Annotated in this window: 27 protein-coding genes; 14 read left to right on the top strand and 13 right to left on the bottom strand. The window is 66.2% G+C overall.

The genetic code is table 11. The features are described from left to right. Positions 1–35: 35 nt before the first annotated feature. Positions 36–644 carry a Maf family protein gene (locus VGR67_06775; GenBank protein HEV8336097.1) on the bottom strand — a complete coding sequence of 203 codons (609 nt, stop codon included), beginning with the start codon at positions 642–644 and terminating at the stop codon, positions 36–38. Then, positions 641–904, bottom strand: coding sequence for a DUF4321 domain-containing protein (locus tag VGR67_06770; protein HEV8336096.1), 264 nt, complete (start codon positions 902–904; stop codon positions 641–643). Before VGR67_06770 ends, VGR67_06775 begins: the two co-directional genes overlap by 4 nt. Positions 905–1,023: 119 nt before the next feature. Here VGR67_06770 and VGR67_06765 point away from each other — a divergent pair, with 119 nt between their 5' ends. Both VGR67_06765 and VGR67_06760 read left to right on the top strand, forming a co-directional pair. After that, positions 1,024–1,248, top strand: a complete 225-nt coding sequence (locus tag VGR67_06765; GenBank protein ID HEV8336095.1) for a hypothetical protein — start codon at positions 1,024–1,026, stop codon at positions 1,246–1,248. 78 nt (positions 1,249–1,326) lie between these two features. Beyond that, entirely contained in the window at positions 1,327–2,544 is a 1,218-nt protein-coding gene (locus tag VGR67_06760) for a multiheme c-type cytochrome (protein ID HEV8336094.1), read from the top strand. Here VGR67_06760 and VGR67_06755 read toward each other — a convergent pair. Further along, positions 2,480–3,376 carry an exonuclease domain-containing protein gene (locus VGR67_06755; protein ID HEV8336093.1) on the bottom strand — a complete coding sequence of 299 codons (897 nt, stop codon included), beginning with the start codon at positions 3,374–3,376 and terminating at the stop codon, positions 2,480–2,482. The two genes, VGR67_06760 and VGR67_06755, sit on opposite strands and share 65 nt — an antisense overlap. Positions 3,377–3,477: 101 nt before the next feature. On the opposite strand from VGR67_06755, the gene ruvX reads away from it, so the two are divergent. Beyond that, a complete protein-coding gene (gene ruvX, locus VGR67_06750; GenBank protein HEV8336092.1) occupies positions 3,478–3,909 on the top strand; it encodes a Holliday junction resolvase RuvX in 432 nt (143 codons plus the stop codon). Beyond that, entirely contained in the window at positions 3,906–4,961 is a 1,056-nt protein-coding gene (mltG, locus tag VGR67_06745; protein HEV8336091.1) for an endolytic transglycosylase MltG, read from the top strand. The genes ruvX and mltG overlap by 4 nt, the downstream gene beginning before the upstream one ends. Here mltG and VGR67_06740 read toward each other — a convergent pair. Further along, complete coding sequence (locus VGR67_06740; protein HEV8336090.1) at positions 4,952–5,200, bottom strand: hypothetical protein; 249 nt, start codon at positions 5,198–5,200, stop codon at positions 4,952–4,954. The two genes, mltG and VGR67_06740, sit on opposite strands and share 10 nt — an antisense overlap. A gap of 122 nt (positions 5,201–5,322) precedes the next feature. Between VGR67_06740 and VGR67_06735 the strand changes: the two genes are divergently transcribed. Together VGR67_06735 and VGR67_06730 are read left to right on the top strand one after the other, a co-directional pair. Continuing rightward, positions 5,323–5,766, top strand: a complete 444-nt coding sequence (locus VGR67_06735; protein ID HEV8336089.1) for a DciA family protein — start codon at positions 5,323–5,325, stop codon at positions 5,764–5,766. Next, positions 5,763–6,464, top strand: coding sequence for a hypothetical protein (locus VGR67_06730; GenBank protein HEV8336088.1), 702 nt, complete (start codon positions 5,763–5,765; stop codon positions 6,462–6,464). Before VGR67_06735 ends, VGR67_06730 begins: the two co-directional genes overlap by 4 nt. A gap of 11 nt (positions 6,465–6,475) precedes the next feature. On the opposite strand, the gene VGR67_06725 is transcribed toward VGR67_06730, so the two are convergent. From VGR67_06725 to VGR67_06715, 3 genes are read right to left on the bottom strand one after another with little or no spacing between them, the layout of a single operon-like run. Next, positions 6,476–7,096, bottom strand: a complete 621-nt coding sequence (locus tag VGR67_06725) for a DUF5668 domain-containing protein (GenBank protein ID HEV8336087.1) — start codon at positions 7,094–7,096, stop codon at positions 6,476–6,478. Positions 7,097–7,128: 32 nt separating this feature from the next. Then, on the bottom strand, positions 7,129–7,722 hold the full coding sequence (locus tag VGR67_06720) for a zf-HC2 domain-containing protein (protein HEV8336086.1): 594 nt from the start codon (positions 7,720–7,722) through the stop codon (positions 7,129–7,131). Beyond that, positions 7,719–8,348 (bottom strand): RNA polymerase sigma factor, encoded by a 630-nt coding sequence (locus tag VGR67_06715; protein ID HEV8336085.1) that lies wholly within the window; start codon positions 8,346–8,348, stop codon positions 7,719–7,721. Before VGR67_06715 ends, VGR67_06720 begins: the two co-directional genes overlap by 4 nt. Before the next feature lie 206 nt (positions 8,349–8,554). On the opposite strand from VGR67_06715, the gene VGR67_06710 reads away from it, so the two are divergent. From VGR67_06710 to VGR67_06695, 4 genes are read left to right on the top strand one after another with little or no spacing between them, the layout of a single operon-like run. Next, positions 8,555–9,496, top strand: coding sequence for an ATP-binding cassette domain-containing protein (locus tag VGR67_06710; protein HEV8336084.1), 942 nt, complete (start codon positions 8,555–8,557; stop codon positions 9,494–9,496). Further along, entirely contained in the window at positions 9,493–10,272 is a 780-nt protein-coding gene (locus tag VGR67_06705; GenBank protein HEV8336083.1) for an ABC transporter permease subunit, read from the top strand. Before VGR67_06710 ends, VGR67_06705 begins: the two co-directional genes overlap by 4 nt. Before the next feature lie 4 nt (positions 10,273–10,276). Continuing rightward, positions 10,277–11,842, top strand: coding sequence for a Gldg family protein (locus VGR67_06700; GenBank protein ID HEV8336082.1), 1,566 nt, complete (start codon positions 10,277–10,279; stop codon positions 11,840–11,842). Continuing rightward, on the top strand, positions 11,839–13,278 hold the full coding sequence (locus VGR67_06695) for a DUF4340 domain-containing protein (GenBank protein ID HEV8336081.1): 1,440 nt from the start codon (positions 11,839–11,841) through the stop codon (positions 13,276–13,278). The genes VGR67_06700 and VGR67_06695 overlap by 4 nt, the downstream gene beginning before the upstream one ends. Positions 13,279–13,283: 5 nt before the next feature. Here VGR67_06695 and VGR67_06690 read toward each other — a convergent pair whose 3' ends face one another. From VGR67_06690 to VGR67_06675, 4 genes are all read right to left on the bottom strand, one after another. Further along, the gene (locus VGR67_06690) at positions 13,284–16,382 is read right to left on the bottom strand and encodes a fused MFS/spermidine synthase (GenBank protein HEV8336080.1); all 3,099 of its coding nucleotides are present in this window, start codon (positions 16,380–16,382) and stop codon (positions 13,284–13,286) included. Between the two features lie 39 nt (positions 16,383–16,421). Further along, positions 16,422–16,988, bottom strand: a complete 567-nt coding sequence (locus VGR67_06685; GenBank protein HEV8336079.1) for a hypothetical protein — start codon at positions 16,986–16,988, stop codon at positions 16,422–16,424. A gap of 7 nt (positions 16,989–16,995) precedes the next feature. Further along, positions 16,996–17,472 (bottom strand): hypothetical protein, encoded by a 477-nt coding sequence (locus VGR67_06680; protein ID HEV8336078.1) that lies wholly within the window; start codon positions 17,470–17,472, stop codon positions 16,996–16,998. Positions 17,473–17,661: 189 nt separating this feature from the next. Next, a complete protein-coding gene (locus VGR67_06675) occupies positions 17,662–17,868 on the bottom strand; it encodes a hypothetical protein (GenBank protein HEV8336077.1) in 207 nt (68 codons plus the stop codon). A gap of 173 nt (positions 17,869–18,041) precedes the next feature. Here VGR67_06675 and VGR67_06670 point away from each other — a divergent pair, with 173 nt between their 5' ends. Next, positions 18,042–18,611, top strand: coding sequence for an NYN domain-containing protein (locus tag VGR67_06670; protein ID HEV8336076.1), 570 nt, complete (start codon positions 18,042–18,044; stop codon positions 18,609–18,611). A 211-nt stretch (positions 18,612–18,822) separates the two neighbouring features. Next, the gene (locus VGR67_06665) at positions 18,823–19,425 is read left to right on the top strand and encodes a PilZ domain-containing protein (protein ID HEV8336075.1); all 603 of its coding nucleotides are present in this window, start codon (positions 18,823–18,825) and stop codon (positions 19,423–19,425) included. Positions 19,426–19,446: 21 nt separating this feature from the next. Here the strand turns inward: VGR67_06665 and VGR67_06660 are convergent, their stop codons facing one another. Together VGR67_06660 and VGR67_06655 are read right to left on the bottom strand one after the other, a co-directional pair. Continuing rightward, on the bottom strand, positions 19,447–20,217 hold the full coding sequence (locus tag VGR67_06660) for a hypothetical protein (protein ID HEV8336074.1): 771 nt from the start codon (positions 20,215–20,217) through the stop codon (positions 19,447–19,449). A gap of 70 nt (positions 20,218–20,287) precedes the next feature. After that, the gene (locus VGR67_06655; protein HEV8336073.1) at positions 20,288–20,503 is read right to left on the bottom strand and encodes a hypothetical protein; all 216 of its coding nucleotides are present in this window, start codon (positions 20,501–20,503) and stop codon (positions 20,288–20,290) included. A gap of 592 nt (positions 20,504–21,095) precedes the next feature. Here VGR67_06655 and VGR67_06650 point away from each other — a divergent pair. Together VGR67_06650 and VGR67_06645 are read left to right on the top strand one after the other, a co-directional pair. Then, positions 21,096–21,710, top strand: a complete 615-nt coding sequence (locus VGR67_06650) for a hypothetical protein (GenBank protein ID HEV8336072.1) — start codon at positions 21,096–21,098, stop codon at positions 21,708–21,710. A 536-nt stretch (positions 21,711–22,246) separates the two neighbouring features. Beyond that, a partial coding sequence (locus VGR67_06645) for a competence protein CoiA family protein (GenBank protein ID HEV8336071.1) occupies positions 22,247–22,906 on the top strand: 660 nt, incomplete at its 3' end.

The following is a 22,906-nucleotide window of genomic DNA, read 5'->3' as shown; positions in this document are numbered from 1 at the left end:
GAGGAGCGACGCGGGGGCGGGGGGAGGCGGCGGGCTCAGGCCTCCGGAAACCAGAGCCCCAGCTCGCGAAACAGGCGGGGCAGCAGATCGAGCGGCAGCCCGATGACGTTGGCGGCGCTGCCTTCGATCTTGTCGACGAAAAAGGCGGCGGCTCCCTGGAGGGCATAGGCTCCCGCTTTGTCGGCGTACTCACCGGTGTCGAGGTAGGCCTCCAGCGCGGCAGACGGGATCGTCTGGAACGTGACCCGGGTCTCGGATACCCCCACGGCCCACTGCGCCTCGGGAAGAAGGAGCATCGCGATGCCGCTGAGCACCAGGTGGGATCGGCCCATCAAGGAGCGCAGCATCCTCCGGCCATCGGCCCGATCGCGCGGCTTCCCGAGGAGCCTGCTTCCCGCGACCACCACCGTGTCGCAGCCGAGCACGAGGCTGCGCTCGGGCGCGTCGGGCCGGACGCGATCCGCCTTCTCCCGGGCCATCCGAAGCACGAAGCTCTCCGGCGTCTCGCCCGGCAGGATCTCCTCGGCGATCCGGGAGGGCCGCTGGGTGAATTGCAGGCCCGCCGAGCGCAGCAGCTCGCAACGCCGGGAGGAAGCGGAAGCGAGGATGAGAGGCCGATCCAGAGGAATCATCGTGTCCTTCACGAGCGCTTCAATTGCGCGATGAAAACGACCGCGGTTCCGACCAATCCGAGAAGGCTCACCCGCAGCAGCATGCCCAAGGTCAATTCCGCGATTCTCAGATCGAGCGTCAGGGGATGGGACGTGCCCAGGGCGACGCTGGCGGTCAGGAACCGGGTCAGCGAGTTCACCGGGAGGAGACGGCCGAGGATCTCCCCCAGGGCGGTTCCGAACACGCCTCCGAGGAGAGTCCAGAGGAGAATCCTGCCGCTCGACGCCGCCATCCTTCGCCTCCCGGGAGCCGCTCCGCGGCCCGGCGCGCCGCTCGTCTTCCGCGACGCTCCGGCGGAGCATTGAACTCCCCGAATGCAGACATTATAATGATTTCCATTTCGGGGGAGAGGTGGTAAGCAGAAATCTTTGGCCCCGAGGTGTCCTGGCGATCCTCGCCGGGGCTGGCCTCCTTCTGGCGTCGGCGCTCGGCGTGGCGGCCGCGGGCCCGGGCGAGCCCGCCGCTCCTCCCTCCGCCACCCTTCCAGTCGGCTCCTCGGTCCAGCAAGGCCCCATACCGGATCTCGTGATCCTCTACGCCGGCGAGGTGATGGGCTGGACCGAACCCTGTGGCTGACCGCACAACCCCTCGGGAGGACTCGCCCGGCGGGCGGGTTACGGCAAGGAGCTCAAGAAAACCTTCCCCAACACTCCTGTGGTCTGGCTCGACGCGGGCGACTACTTCGGCGACAGCAGCGCCGCAGGGCTGAAGAACACCCAGACGCTCACCGAAGGGATGACGCGGATCGGCTATGCCGCCGTGAACCTCGGGGAGCGGGAGGTCAACTTCGGTCTCGATCGACTGCAGCAGGAGATGAAAAAGGCGAGCTTCCCGTTCGTGAGCGCCAATATGGTGTATCAGGACAGCGGCGAGCCGTTCCTGCAGCCCACCTTGATTCTCAGCGTCCCGCGCTCCGGGGCGGGCGCCCCAGGAGCCAAGAAAGGCAAGATTCGCCTCGGGATTCTCGGCCTGGCGCGGCAGAACGCCGGCTTCTCCCAGAAGACCCCCGAGGGCCGGCGCATCGTCACCTCCGATCCGGTCGAGGCGGCGCGCCGGGCGGTTCCCGCCCTGAAAAAGAAATCGGATCTGGTCGTCGCGCTGGTGACGCTGGAGCTCGAAGAGGCCAAGGCGCTTTCCAAGGAGGTTCCGGGAATCGATGCCCTCCTGGGCGGATTCGGCGCCGTCCAGACGACCGAGGAGATTCCCGCCGGGCCGAACACTCCGCCTTCGCGCATCGTCTACGCCGGCAATCAGGGCAAGAAGCTCGGGGAGATCCGCGTTTTCCTGGACCCGGGAAAGCCGCCCCGGCTGAATCCGATCCTGGTGAACCTTGGAAAGAACGTGCCGGACGATTCGGCGATCATGGATCTCGTGACGGCGAACCGGCTGGCGATCAACGAGATCAACCGGAAGGAAGCGCCCCTGGTCGACGTCAAGAAGATGATCGCGATGTACGAGGGCGCCGCATACGTTCAATCCGGCGCGTGCAAGGACTGCCACGCCGAGGAATACCGGATCTGGGAGGAAACGAAGCACGCTCATGCATTCCGCATCCTGGAGGAAAAGCACCAGGACTACAATCCGGAATGCGTCGGCTGCCACACCACCGGCTTTCGGAAGCCCACGGGCTACGTCAACGCCAAATCGACTCCCGACTTGATGAACGTGCAATGCGAGTCGTGCCACGGCCCGGGCAAGGGCCACCCGGAGACGGTCGGGAAGGGATACGGCGCGGCGAATCTCGATACCTGCCGCCCCTGCCACACCCCGGAGAACAGCCCCGACTTCGATCCGACCGCGTACATGATCAAGATCCGCCATTGGAAGACGGATCCGGGCGCCGGGGCCGCGGCCGGGGGCTCCCGTCGCTGATCCGCTCTTCCGTTTCCCCCGCCCCGCCCGCCAGGAACGCCTCCACCCCGACGAGATCCTCCACGCCCCGCTCTTCGAGCAATCCGATGAACTTCAGGAGGAGGCGGGCGGTCACCGCGGCGTCGCCCAGGGCGCGATGCCTCCCCGCGAACGTGAATCCATAATAGTCGGCGAGGGTGTCGAGCCGCCGATCCGGGAGGTTCGGAAGGAGGCGGCGGCCCAGCCGGACGGTGCACAGGGAGGGATTGGACAGGATGAACCCGGAGCTTCTCTCGAGCTCGCGATTGAGGAACCCGAGATCGAAGGGGAGGTTGTGGGCGACGAACACCGTTTCGCCGATGAAGGCCGAGAGGCTCTCGGCCACCGCGGCGAACGACGGGGCGGCGGCGACCATGCCGTCGTCGATCCCGGTCATGGAGGCGACGAAGGGCGGAATCGGCACGCCCGGATTGATCAGCGAGGCGAAGGACTCTCCGATTCGGCCGTTTTCGACGCGCACGGCGCCCACCTCGAGGATTCGATCGCTCGCGTGGGAGCCGCCGGTCGTCTCCAGGTCCACGACGGTGAAGCTCGCCGCCCGCAGAGGTCCGGAAGGCAGCGTCGGGCTCGTCGCCAGGACGATGGAGCCATCGGGAACGAACCGGAACCGCCGGTCCCCCGAGACGATCTCCCCGACGATCCGCGCCGCGATCGCCGGCTGGATCCGCGGGACCCGGAGCAGCACGCGACAGACTTCCTCGGCGGGCAGGGCTCCGCGCTCCTGGAGAAGCTCTTGCAGCTCTTGCAGGAGAAGTAGGGTCTTCTGGCGGAAGGTCGGCGGCGCGCCGGTCATGGCGGGGATTCTACCGCCGCGTAGGGAGCTGTCAAGGCGGGACCCGGATCGGCCATAATGCGGCGGCCCGGCGAAGCGCCGGAAACGTTCGGGAGGAAGGAATGAGTCGGTGCCTGGGGCTGGACGTGGGCGAGCGCCGCATCGGGGTGGCCTTGAGCGATCCGCTGGGTTGGACCGCCTCTCCGCTTCCGCCCATCGAGCGCGCCAGCTGGAAGAAGGACCTGGCCCGGATCCGGGCGCTGCTCGAGGAGCACGAGGTCGCCCGGGTCGTGGTCGGGCTTCCCGTGCGCCTGGACGGGACCCCGGGGAAGAGCGCCGAGCGGGCGATGGATCTGGTGCGCCGTCTGCGGGGAACCACGAAGGTTCCGGTCGTCACCTGGGATGAGCGCCTCACCACGCGGGAAGCGGAGCGCCGGCTCATCGAGGCGGATGTGAGCCGCGCGCGCCGCAAGGAAGTGATCGACGGAATGGCCGCGAGTCTCATCCTGCAGGGCTTTCTCGACGCGGCCGGCGCGCCGGGAGAGCCGGGATGACCGCGGCGCCGCGCCGGGGGACGCGCCGGGAGCGCTCGCGCGCCCGCTCTACCGTGAAGACGATCCTGATCTTCCTCGGAGTCTTCCTCTGGACTCCGGTGATGATGGGCCTTGTCTTCTATTATCTGTGGTCGTCGGTGCCTTACCGCGGCTACGCGGGGCGCCGTCTCGTCCTGGAGATCCCGCGTCGTCCCGCGCAGGACGTTCTGCGCATCCTGGAGCAGCGGGGGGTGATCCGCTCCGGGCCGTTCGGGAGAATCTACCTGCTCGCCACGGGGCACACCGGCGACTTGAAGGCGGGGGAGTACCTGTTCGAACGTCCCCTGACCGCGCCACAGGTTCTCGACAAGCTGATCCGGGGGGAGATCTTCTATCACAAGGTGACCGTTCCCGAGGGACTGCGCAGCGCCGACATCTTCTCGATTTTCCTCCGCGAAGGGTTCGGATCGGAAGAGGAATTCCACGAGGCGTTCCAGGATGTTTCCAAGATCGCGGCGCTGGATGCCGCCGCGACGGACCTGGAGGGCTACCTGTTCCCCGACACCTACCTTCTCGCCCGCGGGGCGACCTCCCGGCAAATCGTCGAGCAGATGGTCGATCATCACCTGGGCCTCTGGACGCCGGAGTGGAACGAGCAGGCCCGCGCCGTGCGCCTCACGATGCGCGACGCGGTGACCCTCGCCTCTCTGATCGAGAAGGAAACCGCGCGTCCCGAGGAGCGAGGCCTGGTCTCCTCGGTGTTCCACAACCGGATGGCAAAGGGAATGAAACTTCAATGCGATCCGACGATCATCTACGCGCTGGCGATGCGGGGCCGTTACCACGGTTTCATCACGCGCCGGGACCTGGAGCTCGATTCGCGATACAACACCTACGCCTATCCGGGACTGCCGCCCGGCCCGATCGCCAATCCGGGAAAAGGCGCGCTGCAGGCGGCCCTGTTCCCCGATCGGACGGAGTACCTGTTTTTCGTCTCGATGAACAACGGCCGGCATACCTTCTCCTCGAATCTCGAGGAGCACACCCGGGCGGTGCAGAAGTATCAGCGTTGAGTGGGATCGGGCGCCGGGGAGACCGCCTCCGGCGGGAGGCCGTGGTAGTTGATGTCGCGGCGCCGGTGCTGATCCGACACCCGCTCGTCGATCTGGCCGTTGGCCTGGACCTCTCCCTTGAGGAAGGCTTCGAAGTGGAAACGGCAGAAGCCCTCGCGGTAGACGAGATCGGCGCACTGGTAGATCCCTCCCAGGCTCGAGAGGAACCGGCAGTGACCTGGATCGTTCGCAGACGTCATCGAGGCTCCGGGCACGGGGCGCCGGAGGGAATCATGGCGCGCCCGGGGGCCGGCGTCAAGAGCGCTCGGATCCGTTGACAGCGGCGGGCGGTCCTCCTAGACTGGCCGCGCCAGGAGGTGGCATGGAGATTCCCCGTTTCGCTCCGCCGACCGGTTCCGGCTCTTCCGGAACGCCCGGCTCGGTGATTCTCCTGGGGGAGTGGTGGCGCGCCGTCGGCCCGGCGGTGGCGCGCACCGCCGCGCCGCGCGGGATCTCGGGAGGCAGGCTGCTCGTCGCGGTTCCCGACGCGCGCTGGCGGGACGAAGTCGCGGCGCATCGGGACGAGATTCTGGCGCGCCTGCGGAGATCGGGAAATCTCCACGGATTGCACGCGCTCGACCTGGTGATCGAGCCGGATCTGGCTCGATCGGACGCCGGCCCCGCAACCGGCTCCCCGGTCCCGGCCGATCCCGGGACATCGGCGGAGCTCTCGGGCTGCGCCGCCGCTATGGACGCCGCCGTGGCGGGACGCTGGATCGCGGCGGTGAGCCGCCTGCTGGCCCGCCGCGAACGGGAAGGTCGGTGAATCTCCCTCCGCTCGGCCGCCTCACGGTGATCGGTCTCGCGCTTGCGGTCCCGACCTTCTACTATGCCATCCGATTCGGGTCGGGCTCCCTGCGGATGCTGTCGCGGAAGTTCCGTCGCGGTAAGCCGTACCTGAAGGGCTCGGCCTCCGACTATTTCCTCTTCGCGCTCGGATGCTCAGCGATCGCGCTGTTGGGCACGGCCTTGCTCGTGGCGTCGGCGCTCCAGGGCGGCTTCCAGAGAGCGCGCGGGCCCCGCGAGATGGGCAAGGTCCGCGTCGAAGCCTCGCAGCCTGGGAGGATCCGTCTCAAGTTCGAGATGAAGGAGGACTATCCAGGAGCCCGCAGCCTCGAGGCCGATCTTCCGGGTGCGCGCTGGTCGCTGGCGGGAGAATCGCTGCGCTGGCGCGTCGGTCCGCACTGGCTCGGCTTTTACCCGGGACACCGCATCGAGTCGGCGCTGGGGACCTCGGCCGCGTCGGGATCGCAGGACCGTCCGGCCGACTCGCGGGCGAGCGTCTCGGGAACCTTCGCCCTCTCCTACCTGGCGCGCCGCCACCCCTTCTGGTTCCCGATCGCCGAAGTCGCGGAGCGGCGGACGCCCTGGATGCCGGCGGAAGGAAAGACGTATCGCATCTTCGCTGGCGGCGCGGGCTACGTTCTGCTGGAAGAGAGGGAAGACAAGAAACAGGCTTCCTGAGGCGCGCGCGATCAGGGCCGGGAGGGATCCATCCCCTTCCTGCGTCCGCGCAGAAGAATCTGCAGCCCCAGCCCGATGATCAGGACCGGCCAGAACTTCTCGAAGATGTCGGTGAACCGGATCAGGTCGAACTGATCCAGCAGGAAAAGCGTCCCCAGCCCGATCAGGATCCCGCCCCACAACGGAGAGTCCTTCGCCTCGTCGAGGTCGGACTCGACGGCCTCGGCGCTTCCGGCGCGCCTCCGGTTGAGCCGTTTCGCTTCCTGCACCGCGTAAAAGATCTGTCCGAACCAGACGAGGGGGACGAGGAATCCCCCCGCGTCGCTTCGATCGGCGAAATGGATGGCGCCCATGAAAACGAGGCCGATCACCAGCGCCTTCATGTACTGCCCCAGGTAGAGAAGCCCCAGTCCCGGCATGACCGAAAGCCATCCGGCGGCGCGCGGCGATCGATACTCCCCGCCGGCGGCCACGGGCGCGTCGGGGACCGCGGGCCCTTCGACGCGCGCCTGCAGGCAGTCGGGACAATACGGCGCTCCCTTCACCAGGACGACGCAGGCGGGACAGAGGGGATGGTTGCACAGCCGGCACTCCTGGACCGCCTCGGTTTCGGGATGGTAGTAGCACTTCATTCAGGTTTCTCCTTCGACGTGTCGCGAGCGCCTCAGGCGCTCGGGCTTCTCTCGAGGGAACGGAAGCTTCGCTGATTCGGTTCCCCGGGCCGCGGCTTGGGCTTTTCCGTTTCGCCGCTTCCCAGGCGTTGCCGGAACCAGTCGACGCCCTCCTCGAGCTGTCCCGGAATTCTCTTGCCGACCGAGGCGGCGCTTTCCCGAAGATCGCTCTTCCGCGCCGCCAGGCGGATCGCGTCGCTGTAGGCGCGATGTCCCGCCATGTTGATCTCGCGGCTGAGCTGCCGGCCGTCCCGCGTTCCCGCCAAGAAGAGGACGGGCAGCGCGAGCAGCAGCGCCGCGGCCGCGGGCGAGAGCTTCGGAAGGCCGAAGAGATATCGGAAGAACTCCCACGACCCGGCGGCCGCGGATCGACGCATCGTCTTCTCGAGGACCCGGAGCGTGAAGTCGGCGGGAACCTCGAGCCGGGGAAAGCTCCGTAGGTCGAGCAGCGCCGCTTCCAGAAGAGAGGCGGTTCGGGCGCACGAGGGGCACTCCCGGCGGTGAGCGTCGAACTCCTGGAGGAGCGCCGGCGGCAGCGCGCGATCCAGGTAATCGCTCAGCAGGTCCCTGAATTGATCGTGGTTCATGCCGGCTCCCCGCTCGTCCCTCTCTCGCCAGGGTCCAGGATCTTCATCATCTTCATTTTTCCCGAATCCGCGCCGCCCGGCTCGCGCGATAGTATCTCCGCCAGCTCTATCCTGGCGCGGTGAATCCTCGACTTGACCGTTCCCTCCGGGACCTCCAGGGACTGGGCGATCTCGGCGTAGGAGAGGCCTTGAAGATCCCTGAGAATCAGCGCCACGCGAAGCTCCTCGGAGAGTTGGTCGAGTCCCCGCCGCACGCGCCCCTCGACTTCCCGGGACTCCAGCGATCTCAGCGGCCCGGCCCCGGGATCGGCGGTGCGCTCCGGATCGGGCTCGTCGCCGGTGAGGGAGGCCTTTTCCCGCGCCCGGCTCCGGTACTCGTCGATGCAGAGGTTCCGGCTGACCCGCACGAGCCACGGAAGGAAGACCGTGTTCAAGTCGAACCGGCGCAGGGATCGAAAGACCCGAAGGAAGATCTCCTGAGCCAGATCTTCGGCTTCCTCGCGCCTGCCGGTGAACTGGAAGGCGATGTTGAGGATCCGGTGGGAGTGCCGTTCCACCAGCAGCTGCCAGGCATATTCATCCTGCTGGAGGCATCGGGCCACCAGCTCGCTGTCCGTCGGGGCCAAGGATTTGGCACTCCCCTTCGAACTTCACTCATGAGCGATAACGGAGATCCCGCCGGAAAAGTTCAAGTTGCGGCCTGCATATAGCACGGCGCGCGCCCGGGGGGCAAGGTGTTGAAAATCCGAAAACCTTGATCTATAGTATCGCCCGTTTTTACCGATGTGACTAAAAGCAAAGCATTTATCACAACAGCGAGCCCCCGGCCCCGATGATCGAAGTCGAAGATCTCCGGAAAGCTTACTGGAAGCGCACGGCCATCGACGGGATCTCCTTCCGCGTTGAGAAGGGGGAGATCCTCGGCTTCCTGGGCCCCAACGGCGCCGGCAAGACGACCACGATGCGCATCCTGACCGGCTTCATGCCGCCGACGTCGGGCACCGCGCGCGTGGCCGGGCTCGACGTGGTGGCCTCCCCGCGCGAAGTCAAACGGCGGATCGGCTACCTACCCGAGCACCCTCCTCTGTACAAGGAGATGACGGTGCGCTCCTATCTGGCCTTCGTCGCCCGGATCAAAGGAGTTCCCGGAAACCGCGTCGCGGCGGGGATCGCGTCCGTCCTGGAGCGCTGCGGCCTGACCGAGGTCGCGAACCGCCTCATCGGGAACCTCTCCAAGGGATACCAGCAGCGGGTGGGGATCGCTCAGGCGATCGTCCACTCTCCCGAGGTCATGATCCTGGACGAGCCCACCGTCGGTCTGGACCCCCGGCAGATCCTCAAGATCAGGAATCTCATCCGATCGTTTCACGGCGAGAAGACCGTGATCCTCTCGACCCACATCATCCCCGAAGTCGAGAAGCTCTGCGATCGGGTCGCGATCATCAACGAAGGGCGGATCGTGGCGCTCGACAGCCAGGCCCGCCTGGCGGAGAGACTGCAGCAATCGGAGAGAGTCTCGGTCCAATTCGCGGACGCGTCGGGCGGCGCCTTGCGCTCGCGGCTGGAGTTGCTGGACGGGGTTCAGTCGGTGATTCAGGAGGACGGGGCGGCCAACCGGTTTCTCGTGGAGGCCCGGACCGGATCGGAGATCGGCCGCCGGATCTTCGAGCGGGCGCTCGCCGAGCGCTGGCCCCTGGTCGAGGTCAGCCCCGTGCGCTCCAGCCTGGAGGAGGTCTTCCTTCAGCTCACGGGCGAGGAAAGGGGAGTGGCGTGAGAAGCGTCTTCTGGATCGCCCGCCGGGAGCTGGCGAGCTATTTCGTCTCGCCGCTGGCTTACCTCATCTTGGCGGTCTTCACTTTCGTCATCGGGCTTTCCTTCAGCCTGAACCTGATCTCCTTCGCCAACGAATGCCTCATCTACGGCAGCAACCCCTACGCGCTCCAGCAGCTCAACGTCAACGAGCAGGTGGTGCGCCCCCTGTTCGGCGGGTTCGTCCCGGTCTTCTTCCTGATTCTCCTTCCGGCGCTGACGATGCGCTTGCTGCCCGAAGAGCGGCGGCAGGGTACCAGCGAGCTGATCCTGACTTCGCCCGTCACCTCGAGCCAGATCGTCGTCGGGAAGTACCTCGGCGTCTTGGTCGTGTTCGCCGCGATGCTGGCGCTGAGCCTCGGGCTGGTCTTCGTCCTGACGTTCGTGTCCCAGCCCGACCTGCGGATCGTGGGCGGGCTCTATCTCGGGGTGTTCTTGCTCGGGGCCTCCTTCCTGGCGGTGGGGCTGTGCCTGTCGTCCTTCACCGACAATCAGGTCCTGGCCTACGTGCTGAGCGTTGGGGCGCTGCTGGTCCTGTGGTTCATGTCGGCGATGGAGAAGAACGTCGGGGGGATCGGGGAGCGGGCGGCGGGATTCTTCAAGAATCTTTCGGTGATCGAGCACTTCCCCGATTTCTCGAAGGGAATCCTGGACACCCACCACGTCGTCTATTACCTGTCGATGATCTTCTTCTCGCTGTTCCTGGCCCAGCGGGTCGTGGACTCCCATCGGTGGAGGTGAGGCGTTGGAGGTCCTGAGGAAGCTCGCGGCTCCGTCGGGCCTCCTGGTGCTCCTCGCCGGAGGGGCGGTGAAGCTCGTCTTTCCCGACCGGGGAGTCGCCGCCGCGATCCTCCTGGGCCTCGGAGCTCTCCTGGTCCTGGCGGGCGTGGCGCTTAACGCCCAGGGAATCCTGAGCCTGCTCAAAGGGCGTGCGGCGCGCGAGGGGACGGCCGACGTCGCTTACGTCATCATCGTCGCGCTGGTCCTCGTCGCGTTGAATTTCCTTTCCTCCCGTCATCACCTGCGGAAGGACCTCAGCGCGCAAGGGGAGTTCACCCTGTCGGAGCAGACGGGGAAGATCCTGCTTGGGTTGCCGCGGGAAGTTGAGGCGCGGGCCTATTACTACGGCGGCACGGCGGCCGAGCGGAAGATGAAGGACCTCCTCGACGAATATCACTATCAGGCGCCCAAGAAGTTCCGCGTCCGGTTCATCGACCCCCTCAAGAATCCCTCCGAGGCGAAGGCCGATGGCATCACCCAGGAGCAGTCGGTCGTCTTGAAATCGGGGAGCCAGAGCAGCACCGTGGTCACCGGCGACGAGGAAGCCCTCACGAACGGCATCCTGAAGGTGACCCGCGACTCCGTCAAGACGCTCTGCTTCGCGATCGGGCACGGGGAGAAGGATATCAAGGACACCGGGCCGCAAGGGTTCTCCTCGTTCCAGGCGGCCGTGGAGAAGCAGCAGACGAAGGTGGAGTCGTTCTCCCCGGCGATGGGGGTCCCGGATCGCTGCGCCGCGGTCGTGGTGGCGGGTCCTCGGAAGCCGTGGCTCCCGGCGGAATCGGAGAAGCTGCAGGCCTATCTGGATCAGGGAGGCAAGGCGGCCATCCTGCTCGATCCCGGGCAGGACTCGGGCCTCGAGCCGCTCCTCGCCCGTTACGGGATCACCTTCGCGCACGATCTCATCATCGACCGTGTCTCGGCCCTTTTCGGAGGCAAGGCCGACATCCCGATGGTGCCGGGGGACGGCTACGAGTCCCACCCGATCACCAAAGGGTTCGGCTATCAGACGTTCTATCCGCTCGCGACCTCCCTCACCCTGGCGACCCCGCCGCCGGCGGGGGTGAGCCTGGAGGCGCTCGCCCGGACGACGCCCCTCTCCTGGGGGGAGATGAGCTACGAGAAGGAGGCTCCCACGGGGAAGCTCCGGATGGATCCGAACGACAAGCCGGGACCGCTCGTCGTGGCCGCCGTGGCGACGCGCTCCGCCGGGGCGGAGCCGCAGCCGGCCGCCGCCGGCGCCGCGAAGCCCGCGAAAGCGGAGAGCCGCCTCGTCGTGTTCGGAGATTCCGACTTCCCGAGCAACGCCTACTTCGGCGGCACGAGCAACGGGGAACTCTTCCTGAACGTCGCGAACTGGCTCAGCGGCCAGGAGGATCTCGTCGCGGTCCCTCCCAAGTCCCGGCTCCCCTCCCTGGTCACCCTGACGCAGCGCCAGGCCAGCCTGATCTGGATCGTCTCGCTGCTCGTGACGCCCTCCGCCATCCTGATCGTGGGCGTGGCGATCTGGTTCCGGAGACGGAAGCTGTGAAGCTTCGGAACCCTCTCATCGCCCTGGGAATCCTCGCCGGGCTGGCCGCCTACGTCTATCTCGTCGAAATCAAAGGCGGCGAGAAAAAGCAGAAGGAAAAAGAAGCCGGCGAGCATCTGCTGCAGGTCAAGGCCGGCGACGTCACCGGCGTGACGCTGACTCGCCCCGGAGAGCGCGTGCGGCTGGAGAAGGTGGCGGGCAAATGGAGGATCCAGGAGCCCCTTCCCTCCGATCCCGATCCCGACGCGGTCGACCGGACCGTCCGGGCTCTGGAAGATCTCCGCATCCTGCACGATCTCGGAAAGCAAGCGGACGAGGCGCCGTACGGGCTCAAGGACGCCGGGACCCGCGTGGAGGCTCTCGCCGGCGGCCGGAAGCTGCCGGCGATATCGCTGGGCGCGGAGGCGCCGACCGGAGGGGGGAATTACGCCCGCCGGGACGGCTCGGCGAAGATCCTGGTCGTTTCGGGCGCCCCGGCTCTCGAGAGCGCCACCTTCCTGTCTCTGCGGGACAAGTCGTTTCTGAAGTTCGATCCGTCGCGCCTGAGCGCTTTGCGGCTCGAGAGAGGCAAGGAAACCGTCTCGCTGGCGCGGATTGGGGGAAAGTGGCGTCTCGCGGAGCCGGTCGCGGCTCCGGCCGACGACCCCGGCGTCGCCGACCTCGCCGGCGCGCTCGAGAGGCTCTCCGTGAGCGAATTCGTCGACGAGCATCCGACTCCCTCCGCCCTTGCCCAGCGCGGCCTCGATCCGCCGGAGGTCCGCGTCGTCCTGTCGGGCGAGGAATGGAAGGGGGAGAAGGAGCTGCGTTTCGGGAAAACGGAAGGAGGAAGCCTCTACACGCTCCACCCCTCGACCGGCGCGCTGGTTCGCGTTCCCGATACGGTGGCCGCGAAGCTAAAGCTCTCCGCGGCGGCATTGAGGAAGAAGGAGGTGCTGCCCCTTTCCCGCTGGGAGATCTCGCGGCTCAGGATCGGCGGTGTCGGCGCGGCGCCTCTCGACCTCCAGCGGAAGGACGACCGGAAATGGACGCGGGCTTCACCGGCCCCCGGAACGGTGTCGGATGAATCGGTCGATCTCCTCCTGCGGGATCTCTCCGATCTGAAAGCCGACTCGTTCGACGATCGTCCCGGCGACGACCTGGGGCGGTACGGTTTGCTCCGGCCACAGTCGACCCTGGAATTCTGGCAGAAGGACGAGGCGAAGAGCCCTGCGGCCGTCATCGAAGTGGGGACGGCGGCCGTGAAGGAGAAGATCGCCCTGCGGGACAAGGCCTGGACCCCGCTGTTCCTCGTCCCCGCCGACCAATGGGGGCGGGTCCGCGCGCAAGCGCTGAAAGTGGCCGAGGAGAAGCCGAAGCCGGAGAAACCGAAGCCGGAGCCCTCCGCCACGTCGCCCGGAAAGCCCGCGACCCCCGCGAAACCCCCTGCCAAACGCTGACTCCCTTAGCGCTCTTTTTCCCGGACCCGAAGCCTTTCCAAATTGTAGGCGGCGTCGGCGTTCGACGGCTCGAGCGCCAGGGCGCGCCCATAGTCCGATGCCGCTTCCCCCAGCCGCCCCAGACGCGCCAGGGCTACGCCGCGGTTGATGATCGCCGGCACGTAGCGGGGATGATCGGCGACGACCCGATCGAGAATCGCCAGCGCCGGCGCCTCCTTCCCCTCCAACAGCAGAACCGAAGCGTGGTTGTTGGAGGCTTCCGGATCCTCTGGGGCCAGGCCGGCGGACGCCTGGAAGAGTGAAGCGGCCCGCGCCAGATCGCCGAGGCGCCACGCCACGAGCCCTTCTCCGTTCAGCGCCTCGCCGGAGGAGGGATCGAGATCGGAAGCCTCGTGGAAGGCCCGGCCGGCCGCCGCGACCTCGCCGCGGGAGAGCCGGATCCACGCCTCGAGGAGAGCCAGCGACGGCGCGCGTGGAGCCTGCCGGCGCGCCTTCTCAAGCAGCGGCAGCGCGGCGTCGGCCCGGCCGCTCCGGATCAACGCGGCCGCGGCGGAGATTTCGGGGGTTCCGAGGATCTCGTAGTCCGACTGCCGCAGCGACAGCGCCAAGCGAATGCGGCTCGCTCGCCGCGATTGCTCCTCCTCGAGCCGGCTCCTGAGGGGGTCTCCCTCGGGAGCCGCGGGCGGCGGGAAGACGGCCACCGCCGATTCGCGAACCTCCTCGAGCCGCGCGATCAGCTCCGGCAGCCGGTTTCTCCAGAGGGCGCGCGGTGCCGAGAACTCGAGACGCAGATTGTCGTCGGTGACGATCGGCGCGCCCCGGGCCAGGAGCCGCAGTCCCGCCGGTCCCGCGACGAAGCGGGCGAGCAGATCGGCCGGGTCCCGGATCCCGGCCCGGGAGAGGGCGGACTGCTCCTTCCCGATCCCCTTCTCGAGCGCCTCGAAGCCGGGCCAGGCCCCCCCTCTACGGCCGATGAGGAAGTAGTCGCCTCCCGCCGCCGATTCCTCCCAGAGCTGCGCTTCCGGGAAGACCTGAAGAAACGTCGCGACGGCGCTGCGGAAGTCGGCGAGGTCGATCCGGTAGCCCTGGATCCAGACGGTCAGGAGACCGCCGGGAGCGAGCCGTTCCCGCGCCAGCGCGAAGAACTCCCGGGTGAAGAGATTCGTGACTCCGGCGATCCAGGGATTCGTCGGCTGGGAGACGATGAGATCGTAGCGGGCCGCGACGCGTTGAAGGTAGGCGCGGCCATCGCCTCGGACCAGGTGGAAGCGCGGATTTTCGAGCACTCCGCCGTTCACGGAGGCGAAGAGGGCCGCGGCGCGCGTCACCGCCGGGGAGATTTCGACGCAATCGACGCGCCGGGCCGGCCCGCCGGTAAGCACGCCGGCGGTGGTGCCGCTGGCGAGCCCGATGACGAGGGCAGTGCGCGGCTGGGCGTGAAGCACTGCCGGCAGGCTTCCGGCCAGCAGCTGGGTCGGCAGGTCGCCGCCGGTCGACGCGTCGGTCTTGCCGTTGATCTGAAGCGACAGGATCCCTCCGGCTCCTTCGCGCACCGTGACCGTTCCCTCGGGACCCTCTTCGAGGAACCGCAGCGCTCCCCGCCGCCGCATCGACTCCTCGATGGAGCCGATCCCTCCGCCCGATCGGCCGTAGGTCTCGGCGTACAGCAGAGGCCCCGACGTCATCAGCGCCGGGCTCCAGGGCGGCGCCGCGAGCAGCAGCGCCAGGATCGCCGCCGCCGCTCCGAGCCAGAGCCGCCGCGGGGCGCCCCGGCGCGACGCGAAGAGGAGAAGGAGAAGAAGGACCTCGACGACCCCGGACAGGCGCAGCGTCCACTCGACGCCGGCCGCTGGCAGAAGGAGAAACGCCGCACCGAGAGCTCCGGCAGCCGTTCCCCAGGAATCGACCGCGACCCCGTCCCCGGCGTCGCGTCCGTCACGCCGGGCGGCGCCGCCCAGCAGGGCGGTGAGAGCGGGAAGAAGCGCCCCGAAGGCGAAGCCGATCGGCAGCAGCAGCCCTGCCGAGACCAAAACCTGCAAGGCCGACGACGCCCAAAGGGAGTGGCCCAGCTTCTCGGAGCCGAGGACCAGCAGGGCGGGGGCGCGCCCCCAGAGCAGGATCGAGACTCCGGTCGCCAGTCCCGCGGCGGTCGACAGGGCCGCCGCGAGCGTCCGGGGCGCCGCCCCGCGCCGAAGGCGGCGCGCCGCCCAGACCGAGCCGAGGGCCAATCCCGCCAAGTCCACGGCGAGGGCGAGCCCGAGCGCGTGGGCGGAAGATCCGAAGAGGAGCACCAGAAGGCGCGTCCAGGCAATCTGGCAGATTCCTCCCAGCGAGCCGGCGGCGAACAGCGCCAGGAGAATCAGCGGCCGCCAAGCCGCCGGCGGAGCGGCGCCGGGAGGGGCGGCCGGCTCCGAGGGCCGCGCGACTCCCGCCGAAGGGGAGAGGCGGCGCGCCAGGTGGATGGCCGCCGCGGCCACTCCCGCATCGATGAGGCCCGCGGCAAGAGTGGTCTTGCCGACTCCCAGCAATGGCAGCATGAGGAACACCGAGGCCAGGGCGCCGCACGAGCCTCCCAAAGTGTTCCAGCCGTAAAGAGAGCCGAGCAGCCTCCCGGCCCGGCCGTCAGGCGGGATCGGGCCGGAAGCGCCCCAATGAACGGAACCGTGACGGACCAGGAAGGGCGTCGTCGCGCCCATGAGAAAAGTTCCGGGAAGGAGGACGGCCGCCGCGGCGAGAAGAGCGCCGGCGCCGAGGTCGAGCCGCATCCCTTCGCCCGGGAAGCGCTGGAGGATCAGACGCGGGAGAAGCCGGAACAGGAAAGGAGTCGCGAGCGCCACGAGAGCGACCCCCGCTTCCAGATGGCCATAGACGAGAAGCGGGCTCGGCGAGCTGTCGGCGCGCTTCCCGCCCCACCGGGCCCCGAGGGCGAGCCCGGCGATCGTCAGGGCGACGATGGCGGCGGAGGCCCGCAAGCCGCTGCCGGTCAGCAGGGAAAGGCGGCGCGCCCAGACCATCTCCAGCACCAGAGCCGCGAAGCCGGAGAGGAAGAAAAGCAGCAGAAGGAGCCGGCGGTGCGGGTGGCTCGGCTCGGGCTGCCGCGGCATCGGGCCGGCTCCGGGCCGATGGCGTGGGCGGATCGCCAATCAGCGGCGCCGCTGGGCGGAGACGAAGTCGATCTGGACGAGGATCGGCTCGGCGGGGGGGGCCGGTCTCACGTAAGGCGGAACCGGAATATCCTTCTCCTTCCCCGACACGTTCGCCCGGAAATGGGGAAGTCGCGCGGTGTTCGCGTTCCGGAGAAAATCGCCCGGCCAGTCGACCGGCTTCCGCCGCCGGGACTTCCAGGTCGCGATCATCCGAAGGTGCTCCTTGCCGTTTTCCGGACGATATTCGAATCGGACCTCGCGGAGCTTGGCGAATTTCAGGCGCCTCAAGTCCTCGTCCTGGAGGGAGCGGACCTCTCTCGGAAGGTCCCGGATCTCCAGATCGCCTTTATGGCCGATGCCGCGCGGATGGTGGATGAAACGGCGATCGTAATAGACGAAACGGAAGTTGCCGGCGCTGACCGTCTCTTCCCGCCCATCCGGGTTGAGAAAATGGAGAAGGACCTTGAACTCGCTGGGGCGGGCGAGCGCCGGGGAAGCCTGAAGCGACAGGAGGGCCAGGGTCACCAGCGCCGGCGCCGCGCGAACGATTCCTCGCTTCCTCATCGGAGCCTCAATTGTCCAGGAACTGGATGTTCACCAGGGAGGATCGCACGACGAATATCTTCCGGTTGTTGTCTTCGGGATCGGCGGGAAAAAGGAAGAAGCCGGGGGCCGGCGAATGGTAGCCGTGACTGTACCCCCAGATTTCCTCCCCGTCGTAGAACTCCACGATCGTCTTCGAGGCGCTCTCCCGGGACACCCCCTCCAATTCGATCTCCGTGAGAAACTCCCGCCGGCGATCGGAGTGTCCTCCCGGAGTGCCCCACGTCTTCACGTGGAAGAGGGCCTTGAGCTGGTCGACATGGATCTTGCGCGACGAGGTGACCTCGCCGTCCCAGGTCATGAGGAAGAAGACGTCCTTTTCGGGGTGGAAGTCGAGCGAATAGCCGCGGGCCACGTCCCCGTCCTTGAAATGAGCCACGAGCTTGTCTTGACGCTCCGGGCGCACCTCGACCGAAGAAGGGGGATCTCCGGACTGCTGGGCCATGCCACAACCTCCGGGGCTCCCGCCGCAAAGCGGCGGGCCGAGTTCAGCAAACTTTGAAACAGGCGGGGTCGGGGTTCGAGGCTCGACGCAGGAACCCCTTCAGGGGGTTCATGGTAATCAAAGGGGAGAGGAGCTGTCAATGCGCTTCCGGCGCCGGGAAGTGGACCGGAAAGCGAGACGCGGCCGATCTCAGTAACCCAGCTCCGGGAAGAAGCGGTGGAGGAGGTATCGGAACAGCAGCAGCAACAGCAGCGGGATGCCCACGAGGAGGGCGACCTGAATCAGCGCCTGCCGTGCGGTGAGGGGATGCGCGGGGATGAGATCGGTCGTCACGTTCTTCGGTTCGGCGGACCGGGAGCCTCCCGCACGGCTCCGCCCCGCCTTCGGCTCTGCCATCAAACCCTCCCATGCCCGGTATCGGACTCGAAGCGGCCCATTCGCGGGCGCCACGCAGAGCGCTTGCACCTGGGGAACGCTTGCGAAGGAGCGACATGGTATGCCGCCCAGGCGATCCAAGTCAAGGCACGGGAGGAGTTGCGAGGCCCCGGAGCGCGTGCTATAACGCGCCGGTGGAAAAGATCCTGATCGACGGCTACAACCTCCTCCACAAGGACGGCGTGCTCAAGAGCCAGGCGGAAAGAAGCCTCGAAGCGGCCCGCGAGCAACTGATCGCGGCCGTCGGGGCCTACCGCCGAGGTGACGTGGAGATCGTCGTCGTCTTCGACGGGCGGGCAAACGAAGGGAGAACCGGCAAAGGAACCTCGCCGGCCGGCGTCGAGGTACGATTCTCGCGCTTTCCGCAGACGGCGGATCAGATGATCCTGGACATGATCGTCAAAGAAAAGCGCCGCAGCGCGGTGACGGTCGTGACGTCGGATCGAAAAGACATCGGAAGAATCGCCCAGGCCGAGGGAGTCCACTGGATCTCCTCCGAGTCCTTTCTTCGCCGAATGCGCCGGGCGCCGGGCGAAAAGCCGGGAAGCGGCGAGAAGCCGGGGGTTTCCTCCCAGGAGGAGATGGACTACTGGATGAAACGGTTCGGCTCCGATACTCCGCCGGGCGGCGGGGAGCCTTTGCCGCCCTCGCGGGTGGCGAGGAGGCCGAGGCCCATCTCGGCCAAGCGCCGGTCGTCGAGATAGATGGGGTCGGCGCAGATGGCCGGGGCGAAGATCCAGATGCCCCTTCGGCCGACGCGAATCGAGAAGCTCTCGGAAAGACAGAAGATCTTCATCGTTCCGGCCCCTGATCGTGATCTGAAGTGAAGAGACGCCAATATGCTCCCGCGAGCAGCCGTGGTCAAGAGGGGATGAGCAAAAATTCCGGCGGTGGAAAGCGCGGCGGAAATCTCCCGTGACCGGCGGGGGAGATGGAAAAGATCGGCGCCGCCACACGCGCCTCCGGAAGAGGTTGCAGGTCCGTTTCGGGCCGGGAGATCTGGCCCATGCCGGCTACACGCAGGACGTCTCCGAAAGCGGCATCTACCTCCAGGCCAGCATCATCTACCCGCCCAATACCGTCCTCGTCTTGCAGATCGAATATCCCGACGGCGCCCTCACGGTCCGGGGGGTCGTCCGCTGGGCGAGGGATCTTCCCCCCGCCTTCAAGAGGAGCCTGCGGGGGGGGATGGGGCTGGAATTCGTCGATGCGACCGCGGCCCGGGCCGCGGCCGCGCCGCAGCCGGAGGCCCCGCCGCCGGCTCGCTCGCGCAAGAAGGGGATCCCTCCCGAAGCGGCCGAGTACGAGCTGGAAGCCCTGCCGACGCGCCGGCGCCAAGTCAGCACCATGGCCGGCAACACGTTCGAGGTTCGCGAGACGGAGCGCGTCGGCGCCATCTACATCCGGATTTTCCAGCTCCCCTTGACGGATGGATCGCACGAGGCGGCCTTCCGCGAAGCTTTCTGGACGCGCCAGGAGGCCGACGCCGCCGTCCGGGCCTTCCTCAAGAGCCGCTAGCACTAGACCAACCGGGAACGGTCAGAGGGTTTCCAGCTCGAGCCATCCCTCGGCGTCGGAGGGCCCGCACTTCCAATCGGAAGGACAGAAGAAGACCTCGGTGACGGGCGCGATCTCCCAAGCCGTCGGACGTCTCCCCGCCCCGACCTCGCCTCCCCGAACGTTGTTGTACAGGAGATAACCGCGGATCCGGATCCGGGGAGCGTCGGAACGCCCCTTCGCTGTCCAATGCTTGAGCCGCTCGTACGTCCACGACGGGTGCCGCAGGCGGATTCCCGGCGTCACCTCGGCGCGAATAGCGAGACTCCGGGGCGCGCCGGGGGCGGAGGCGATCAGAATCTCCAGCGTCTCCAGACGCTTCGTCCCGCGAGCAACGTCGGAGCATGTCTTCCTGGCGCGCTTGATCCGCCGCACGCCGACCAGGTACCCCTCCAGCATCGCTCCCGAGTGCTCTTCGAGGAGCTCGATCTGCCCGAGCGTCGCCGGGTCGATCCGCGCGCGCTGCTCGTTTCGCGGGGTCGAGACCTGATTGAGGCCGAGAAAGCGATCGAAGGAATAGCTCCGGAAGATCCACTCTCCCTCTTCTCCCTGGCGCTCTCTTCGTTGCGTCAGGCAGAGATCGGCGCCGCGCCCGCAACCCGGATCCGCGCAGCGGCGGCCGGCTTCGGGACAGCGCCCGTCTTGAGCGCCGCAGGCCGGGGACTCGGTGGCTCCCGCCGGAGAAGAACCGGCCAGAGCCTGATGGAAGAGAAGCGACAGAAGGAAAGCGCTCGGGAGCCTGGGATACCTCACCCAGATAATCTAGGCCCCGCAAGACGGCTGGCAAGCGGATGGGGATCGCCGGAAACTCCCTGCGGGACCTCTACTTCCCCGGGGCGGCTTCGAGGAAGCTCTGGAGCCGGGTCGTCGTTTCGCTGACGGTCTTCAACAATTCCTGGATCCGCGGTTGAATGGTCTCGAGCGATTCGGACTGATCGCGCACGAGGCGCATCAGGTGCTCGAATTCGTTGAGGGCTTCGCGCTCCTTCTTGATGAGCGCCGAGAACTCTTCCAGCTGCTTCTCCGTCCACTGGGGCATGGCGACTCCTGAAGATAAGTATGAGGGACCGCAGTTTACTTCAAGCAGCGGCAGGGCATCAAGACTTCGGATGAGCCCGAGAAAAAGGCGACCAATCCCAGCCTAGGCCAGACGATCGGAGGCCTGGGCGAGCCCTCAGGTGTTAAGGAGCGGAAGGCCCCGGCGCAGCTCCGGGGATGGGCCTGGCCGCGCCTAGCCTTGACTACGCCTCTCCCCTGGAGTACGAAAGGAGCTACCAAGCGGCCCTCTGAATCGAAAGCGCTAAACCGGCCACAGAACCGGTCTATAACATCGACTCCTTGCCCACAACCTGGAATGAAGTGAAAGCAACTGCCAACCTCGTAGTAACCCGGCATTTTGACGAGCTCCACCGCCTTGATCAAAAAGACATCAACCGTAGCGGAGCCCCCTCGGTCTACGGCACGAAGCAGCAAGTGTTGGAGTACGATGGGCTGGGCCGCGTGACCCGGGCCGTGGACGACCTGGATCCCAGCGATGGTCTGATGGATAGCCAAGTCAAGATGACCTACGATTCCTTGTCCCAAACGAAAGTAGATATATACAATTACGCCCCTAGGCAGGGAGTGTATCCATGAATAGACGTATTGTTCTGGCGTGTGAGTTGATCATTTGTGTTCTCTTCGCTGGAACTGTGAGTGCGGAGCCCGGAGCACGCCATCTAAATATGAAAGCCCGAGTTCTTGATATCCTTTTTCCGTTGGAAGTGACGCCTATCCCGTATTTTACGAAGATGGTCCTTCGATTTGGAGACTCTGATACGCAACTAGTTGCGGTTATATACCCGGGTGCAAAATGCGAGCTTCTACAGTACAGCCTATCTGGTCCACAAAATGCCTCCCTTTCTCAGGTTATCGCCAAAATGGTGGCTGAGAATCCCAACGTGAAGGGCGAAGACATCTCGAACAAGTTCAAGGTCGATGTTAAGCGCTCAGTTATCGATTATGCGGCGCTGGAAGGTGAGCTCGAGAAGCTCAGAACTATTCGAATCTCTCCCCGATTGGCGACCCGGGCAAGTCTCGATAATGCTTACGACTATGAGTATTGGTTTGACACCTGGCAGGAATCTGTTCATTACAATATCAGAGGCCCGTTTAACAGAACAAATCAGGATGAACTAGTGAAGTGGATGGTAGGGTTTCGAATGAATCTGCCTAGTCTAGTGAAGGCTCCGTCTACAAAGCGATGAAACTGCTGAGTGAAGTTGGTCCACGTGCGCCGTGAGTAAAGGCGCGTTGTTCCAGCAGGTGAGAGTCCTGCCCCGGTAAAGGTCGTCCCGGCCGGGTAGCTATCCCAGCGGCCGTGGAGGCAACGAAGAGACGAAGTAACTACGCGCCAGGTACTTGCATAGGGTAGCCAGGTTCGAACCTCCGATCACCTGGTCCCCCACGTAGACAGAGTCCCGAGTCGAGATCGAGTTCGAAGTACCGATCTACCTGGGGAGCCAAACATTTCCCTCCCTCGAACTATGAGGTTTACACGAGCCGGACGCCTTACGGTAACGAGAAGCCAGGCGACCTGAACCGCATCAGTTATGCCCCGTCAGACGAGCAAAGGATTCGACATGGGCGGCGGTAGGTCAAACACGCGCTTGCAGGCGACGGTGGGCGGCGGATTCGCAGCGGACCCAGACCGTCCGCGCTCGCCCATCGCCCCTGAACCGCAGCGTTATGCGCCACAGAGAAACTGCGAGATAACCGACCAAGAGTCGGATATGACTCGGACATGAGATTTGCAGTCATCAATGGACAGCGCCAAGAGGCTCAGCCCAATCTTTCGGGCGAGTGTCCAAGTTGCGGTCACCCGATGGTTGCAAAATGCGGTGAAGTCAGGATTTGGCACTGGGCTCACCAAGGAAGTCGCGTCTGTGACCCTTGGTGGGAGAACGAAACCGAATGGCACCGCGTCTGGAAAGGACAGTTTCCTGCGAAGTGGCAGGAGGTTGTTCATCCAGCCGAGAACGGTATGAAGCACATCGCAGATGTCAAGACCGAGCGTGGTTGGGTGATCGAGTTCCAACATTCATACATCAAGCCCGAAGAGCGTCGGTCTCGCGATGCGTTCTACCCGAAGCTAGTCTGGGTGGTGGATGGAACAAGACGAAAGAGAGATGGAAAACAATTCATCGAGGCGGTGAACAACGGCGCACGGTTTGCTGCAAACCTACCGATCGTGCAAGTGCGCTCGGATGAGTGCGCGTTGCTGCGGGACTGGGCAGGTAGTCATGCGCCCATCTTCTTTGACTTCGGCAATGAGCTGGCGCTTTCGTGGCTTATTGCTGGGCGCCCCGATGGACCGGCGTATGTCGGACCCGTCTCGCGTGCGAGGTTCATCGAAATGCACCGAGGTGGAGTGACGCAGATTGCCCGCGATTTCGATGAGCTT

The organism is Candidatus Polarisedimenticolia bacterium, assembly GCA_036004685.1.
Taxonomy (GTDB): domain Bacteria; phylum Acidobacteriota; class Polarisedimenticolia; order Gp22-AA2; family AA152; genus DASYRE01.
Note: the sequence above shows the minus strand (reverse complement) of the source record. Positions and strands in the feature narration are given on the sequence as shown.